This is a genomic window from Acutalibacter sp. (assembly GCF_056800975.1).
This window is the reverse complement of sequence record NZ_JBQISV010000115.1, coordinates 1-5,848: the sequence shown is the minus strand read 5'-3', so window position 1 is coordinate 5,848 and position 5,848 is coordinate 1. Positions and strand designations below refer to the sequence as shown.

Genomic DNA, 5,848 nt, shown 5'->3' with positions numbered 1-5,848 from the left:
TGAGACACCCCCGTTGTCAACAACATTTACCTCTATCTTAAGGCAACACCGCACAAAGACCGGCCTACGGCCTTTGCACGTGATTTGCTTGCACTTTTTCCGTCATAGCGCACAGCTTTCGCTTGTCAATCCCTTGATTGGCTACACTCAATCTGTACACTCTGACGAAAAAATTGACTGCGCAACTCACGCGCAATCTTTGTGCGGTGTTGCCTTAATTATACCAGCATTTGAAAAAGTCTTCCTCTCAATACCTGCACAAAAAAGAGAGCGAGGACACTGCGCTTGTTTTGATTATTCCTGCAATAAGTGCAGCTCTATTATACTGAAATAAGAATGGGATGTCAAAGCCGCGGTGAAATAAAATACCGCCAAAGCAGCGTATGGAGGCCGACCAAGCGGCGGCCAGTTGAGCCGGGACAGCCCCAAGGAGAGCAGGAAGGGACCTCCGCTCTGATTTAGGCCAAGATTTCCCATTCTATCATTGACAAACCTCTGCCGGACGGCCTATAATAAATTAAGGTTTTAAAGAGCAGCCCCCAGGGATATGCAGTGATGGGACTGGGGACACAGGGCAGCGCGGTTGTCTTGTGTCCTGGCCTCCGCCTTTGCGCTATCCTGGGAGCCGCGCTATGGCCTGCCTGAAAACGGGATAGCGCTTCCCTTTGCCTGACGCAGGCAAAGGCGGCTATGGGCGGGTCTTGGCGGGAAGCCTGATGAAGCAAAACAGGAGTGTATTGATGATGAAAAGTATTCGCAGGAAAATCACAACATGTTTGATCGCCACAGTGCTCATCGCATTGTTGACGGTGGGGGCCTTTAGCATGGTGCTGAACTACCGGAGCACCTTGTCTACGGTGGAACAGATGATGGGGGAAACGGCCGTGCTGGCAGGAGAGCGCATCCAGCAGGAGCTGGATGCCTACCGGAACGTTGCTATGGACACGGGCTGCATCCCTCAGCTTTCCGGCAGCGATGTGCCCGTGGAGGAAAAGCGCGCGATTATAGACGAACGGGTGAGTATGCACGGCTTCCAGCGCGGCAATATTGTGGGCGCGGACGGCATCAGCATATTTGATGGGAACGACTACTCTGACCGGGAATATGTGCGGCAGGCCATGGCAGGGAACGTCTATGTGTCAGAGCCGCTGATCAGCAAGATCACCGGCGAGCTCTCTATTATGGTGGCCGCGCCCCTGTATGACGGCGGGCAGCAGGGCGGGGATATTGTTGGCGTAGTGTATTTTGTGCCCCCCGAGACCTTCCTTAATGACATTGTCTCTTCTATCAAGGTCAGCGACAGCAGCCATGCTTATATGATCAATAAAAATGGCGACACCATTGCTGACAACACCCTGAAGACCATCACCACCGAAAATGTTGAGCGGGAAGCCCAGAAGGACTCCTCCTTACAGGGGTTGGCGGATATCCATGAGGCCATGCGCCAGGGAGACAGTGGGTTCGGCAGCTTTCAGGCGGCAGATGGGCCCCGTTTTGCAGCCTATGCCCCGGTAGGGGGAACGGACGGTTGGAGCGTAGCCGTAACAGCCATGAAAAAGGATTATCTGGCTGATACATATTTTGGCATGTTTATCAATGTGGGGGTTACCCTGCTTTCGATCCTGGCTTCTATCGTAGTGGCCCTAAAGCTTTCCAGCAACATCAGCGTGCCCATGCAGGCCTGCGCCCGGCGCATGAAGCAGCTGGTGGCGGGCGACCTGGATTCCCCTGTGCCCCAGGCCCAGGGACAGGATGAGACCGCGGATCTGACACGGTCTACCGGGGAGCTGGTGGCAGGCCTGCATACCATTATCCAGGATATCAGCTACCTGTTGACAGAAATGGCAGGGAAGAACTTTGATGTGGCGTCCTCCCACCGGGAGGCGTATGTGGGCAGCTTCCAAGGAATCCTGGAAGCCATGCGCACCCTGAAGGTCCAGTTGAGCGCTACCATGCGTCAAATTGATGGGGCTGCAGGGCAGGTGTCCGCTGCCAGCAGCCAGGTTTCCAGCGGCGCCCAGACTTTGAGCCAGGGCACGGTAATGCAGGCAAGCTCTGTGCAGGAGCTCGCCGCCACGATTTCCGACATTTCGTCCAGCGCAAAGCGCACAGCTTCTGCTGCTGAGGAAGCAGGCCATTTTGTGGAGCAGGCAGGGGCGCAGCTGGGCATCAGCGTGAACTATGTGGGCGAGCTTAACAGCGCTATGGAAAAAATATCCAATTCCTCTGCTGAGATTTCCGTCATCATTGCAACCATAGAGGATATCGCTTTCCAGACCAACATTCTGGCCCTGAACGCTGCGGTGGAAGCCGCACGGGCAGGGACCTCTGGCAAGGGCTTTGCCGTAGTGGCCGACGAGGTGCGCCGTTTGGCCTCTAAATCTGACGAGGCTGCCAAGGCCACCAAGGATTTGATCGAGCGTTCTATTTCCGCTGTCAATGAGGGCAACGGGACTATGGCCAAGGTTACCGAAGCTCTGGAGCGCACCAATGCTTTGGCAGGTAATGTAACCGCCCAGATGGACATTGTGGTGGACGCCGTGGAGAACCAGACGGAAGCCATCGCCCAGGTGACCGAGGGCATCGACCAGATTTCCTCTGTGGTGCAGACCAACAGCGCCACCTCGGAGGAAAGCGCCGCCGCCAGCCAACAGCTTTCAGCGGAGGCGTCCAGCCTGAAGCAGCTGGTGGAGCAGTTTACCCTTGCGAAAGAGTAAAGCTGCCCAAAGGACGAACTCATGATTTTAAGCGGCCTAGCCCCCACAGGCGGGCGGCATAGGGAAGGGGCCCTGCCTTTTGCTGGCAGGGTCCCTTTTTGCTGGGGGCACGGGTTAACGCGCTTGCTAAATGGTTCTAAATGATTCCTACTTTGAGGTATAAACATGGTATTCAGGATAAGGACATCCAAAAAGACAATGAACCTATTCGCAGAAATAACAGCAAGTACCAAATACGCACCGTTTGTTCTCTCGAAATTATCCATTTCAATGTCTATTAAGAGTGGGAAGAAACTATGTGAAGCGGATTTTAAAACGGATAGTTTTGGCCTTGACTTAAATCGTCAGATCATCACTGGCGAATGGGACGAGTTATATAAAGGCCTAATTGAAATGTTTGAAGATACCCATCTCAGCGATGATGACTATTTTCAGAAGTACCTTAAGGCGCATCTGGACCGCGGAGCGAAGATGATTCACAGCGAGTTCAAGTATAATGACGACTTCTTGCTCGCATTGCTGTGTGGCACAAGCGGACTATGACGTTCTGCTAAAAATGCGAATATGGCTTGGCAAAAAGTTCTTAAAAAGGAGGGCATTGCCAGTGGAACGAGCGTCATTGCTTTTAGTCTCTCATATGGAAGAAAAGAAGATTTTTGGCAGAAACAGCGGAGGACGGCAGAACCTTTGCGTGCCCCCGTGCTACGCCCAGTAGCTGCGGAAGAGATGCGGCTGCTTACAGAGAGAAAAAGCCGTCCTCTGGGAAGGAGGCCGGCTTTTTGGGTCAGGACCCGGGGAATATCAGCGGTGTTGTTGCTGTGAAGGAAGTTGGCGGAGGCTGGCTTTGGAGTGGTTTTAAGATGAAACCACACCCCAGTTGGCCCCGAAGGAGCGGCGGGCTACCTGCTCCAGAACCCTTTGAAAAAGTGGACGAAACTTTTCTGAACGCTCAGCGAGGCCTTGTTTATGGATTCTTTGTTTTGGGGCGCTACTGGGCGGGGGCGTTTTGACGTTATGGGGAGGGGGCTGATTTGCCCCGTGAAAAAAGGACGTTTCAGAGAGAAACGTCCTTTTTGGTTTGCAGCTTTAGCATAAAGTATCGAGCAAAGCGAGATAACAAAGGAGAGTTATGTGGCGCAAAAACACGAGAAGGAGGTAGAGACTGAGACGTTTACGGGTAGCGGAGTGGTCAGTGTGCTAGGGCGTGTCCCCATAAGCTGAGTATGCGGATTTTTGAGCAGATTCCAGGCAAGAATTCGCAGTGTTGCTTGTGGCTTTTATCTACCTTGCGTACCTCAAGAATTTTTGGTGCAGAGGATGGCAAAAATCTGTCCAAAAGGCGCTTGCGAACGCTTATGGGAGCACGCTCTAGGAAAGTCTTTTGCAGTACCTTTTGGGAGGTGGCTGGCGCTGTGCGTTTTATGCGCGGGGTTGATTGTTCAGACGGGCCTATTCTCCGAAAATGGCCTGCGCCTTTTGCATGTGCTCCGCGATTTTTACCCCAAAGGGGCACCGGGCCTCGCACTGGCCGCACCCGATACAGGCCCCAGCCTTGACGGACAGGGCGCGGTAGTGCTCCCGCACGGTTTCGGGGACCATATGCTGGGCCCCGCACAGGTCGGCAAACTTGTTTACGCTGGCAATGTCAATGCCCACGGCGCAGGGGGCGCAGTGGCCGCAGTACATACACTGGTCGGTGAAGGAATGGGCCGGGCAGCTGCTCAGCAGTTGGGCGTAGTCCCGCTCCTGCTCGCTGGCCTGGCAGTAGGCTGTGGCCTGCAGGAGCTCCTCCTGGCTGGCGGCTCCGGTGAGGACTGTAGCCACGCCGGGGCGGGTGAGGCAGTAGTGGAGGCACTGGGGAACCGTCATGGCTGCGCCGAAGGGGGAGGCCTCCTTGTTCAGCAGGGCCCCGCCGCCGTAGGGCTTCATGACTGTTAGGGCCACCCCCTGGCTCTCGCAGAGGCTGTAAAGCTCCAGCCTTTCCGGGTCGGTGCGGGAGAGCACGTCCGGGGCCTCGTAAGTAGACTTTTCAAAGAGCACATTCAGGTCCTCGTTGGGGGGAACCATGTCGTAGGCCGGGTTGATGCTGAACATGATCACGTCGATCAGGCCGGTTTTCACCGCCTGAATAGCCATGCGGGGGTTGTGAGTGCTCATGCCCAGAAAGCGGATGGTTCCGGCAGCTTTCTGCTCTTTGGCGAATTCCAGCACCGGGCCCTGAAAGACCTGGTCAAAATCCTTCTGTTGGTCCACATAGTGGATCATGCCCACATCCACATAGCTGGTGCGAAGGCGGTCCAGCAGGTCGGCAAAGGAGGCCTTGACCTGGTCCATGTTCCGGGTGCGCTTATACTGGCCGTCGATCCAGGCAGAGCAAATGTGGGCCTGCAGAATGAACTTTTCCCGCCGTCCCTGCATGGCCTGACCAAAAGCGCCGCGCACATGGGGCTCGGGGCTGAAAAGGTCGAAATAGTTCACGCCGGCGTTAATGGCAAGGTCCAGCAGATTGGCGGCAGCCTCCATGCTCAGGTTGACAAAGGCCTCGCAGCCCAGGCCGATCTCCCCTACCTGCAGGCCGGTGCGGCCTAAGGTTCTGTAATTCATAATCTGTGGCTCCTTCCTGTGATGTATTGGACAAAGTATACAACATTTTGGCCTGAATAGCAAGAGGAAAAGGGGAAAGTGCGCAGCGTTTTTCCCGGGCTCGGGATTCTTCTGGAATATGAGGGAGAGAAGGAATCAACGCCTTGCTTTTCGGCGGTGGGCATGGTATACTGTTTGAACAATCACCCAATCTTTTCCGAAAGGAGCCCTCTCCATGACCGCTATTCCCATCTGGTCTCCAGAAGAGTACAGCTATTCCATGTCCGCAGGCTTTGTCCCTTTTCTTGTCCCCTATCTTCATGACAGCCCTGGCCCTTGGCCGGTTATGCTGGTGATTCCCGGGGGCGGCTACTGTTTTGTTTCGCCCACAGAGGGCGAGCCTGTGGCCAAGCGGTTTTATGACGAGGGCTACAACGCCTTTGTGCTCACCTACACAGTCAACCCCTTGGGGAACGCCCCCCTGGGGCTGCAGCCCTTGCAGGACATTGCCCGCCCGACTGCGAATAAGCCGCACCGCCCGGGCAATG

The 5,848-nt window shown here is 55.1% G+C and carries 3 protein-coding genes and 1 pseudogene; 3 read left to right on the top strand and 1 reads right to left on the bottom strand.

Translation table 11 applies throughout. The annotated features are described in order from the left end of the window. Positions 1–740 precede the first annotated feature (740 nt). The gene (locus tag ACTO5E_RS09810; protein WP_482303294.1) at positions 741–2,717 is read left to right on the top strand and encodes a methyl-accepting chemotaxis protein; all 1,977 of its coding nucleotides are present in this window, start codon (positions 741–743) and stop codon (positions 2,715–2,717) included. A gap of 165 nt (positions 2,718–2,882) precedes the next feature. Then, a complete protein-coding gene (locus ACTO5E_RS09805) occupies positions 2,883–3,260 on the top strand; it encodes a DndE family protein (protein WP_482303292.1) in 378 nt (125 codons plus the stop codon). Between the two features lie 906 nt (positions 3,261–4,166). Here ACTO5E_RS09805 and ACTO5E_RS09800 read toward each other — a convergent pair. Then, entirely contained in the window at positions 4,167–5,321 is a 1,155-nt protein-coding gene (locus ACTO5E_RS09800) for an aldo/keto reductase (RefSeq protein WP_482303290.1), read from the bottom strand. A gap of 214 nt (positions 5,322–5,535) precedes the next feature. Here ACTO5E_RS09800 and ACTO5E_RS09795 point away from each other — a divergent pair. Next, positions 5,536–5,848, top strand: a pseudogene (locus tag ACTO5E_RS09795) (hypothetical protein); the annotation flags it as partial.

What these genes read in the sequence shown, in the direction of transcription:
- ACTO5E_RS09800 (WP_482303290.1), bottom strand. Translation starts at nt 5,321, where the DNA reads ATGAATTACAGAACCTTAGGCCGCACCGGCCTGCAGGTAGGGGAGATC.
- ACTO5E_RS09810 (WP_482303294.1), top strand. Translation starts at nt 741, where the DNA reads ATGATGAAAAGTATTCGCAGGAAAATCACAACATGTTTGATCGCCACA.
- ACTO5E_RS09805 (WP_482303292.1), top strand. Translation starts at nt 2,883, where the DNA reads ATGGTATTCAGGATAAGGACATCCAAAAAGACAATGAACCTATTCGCA.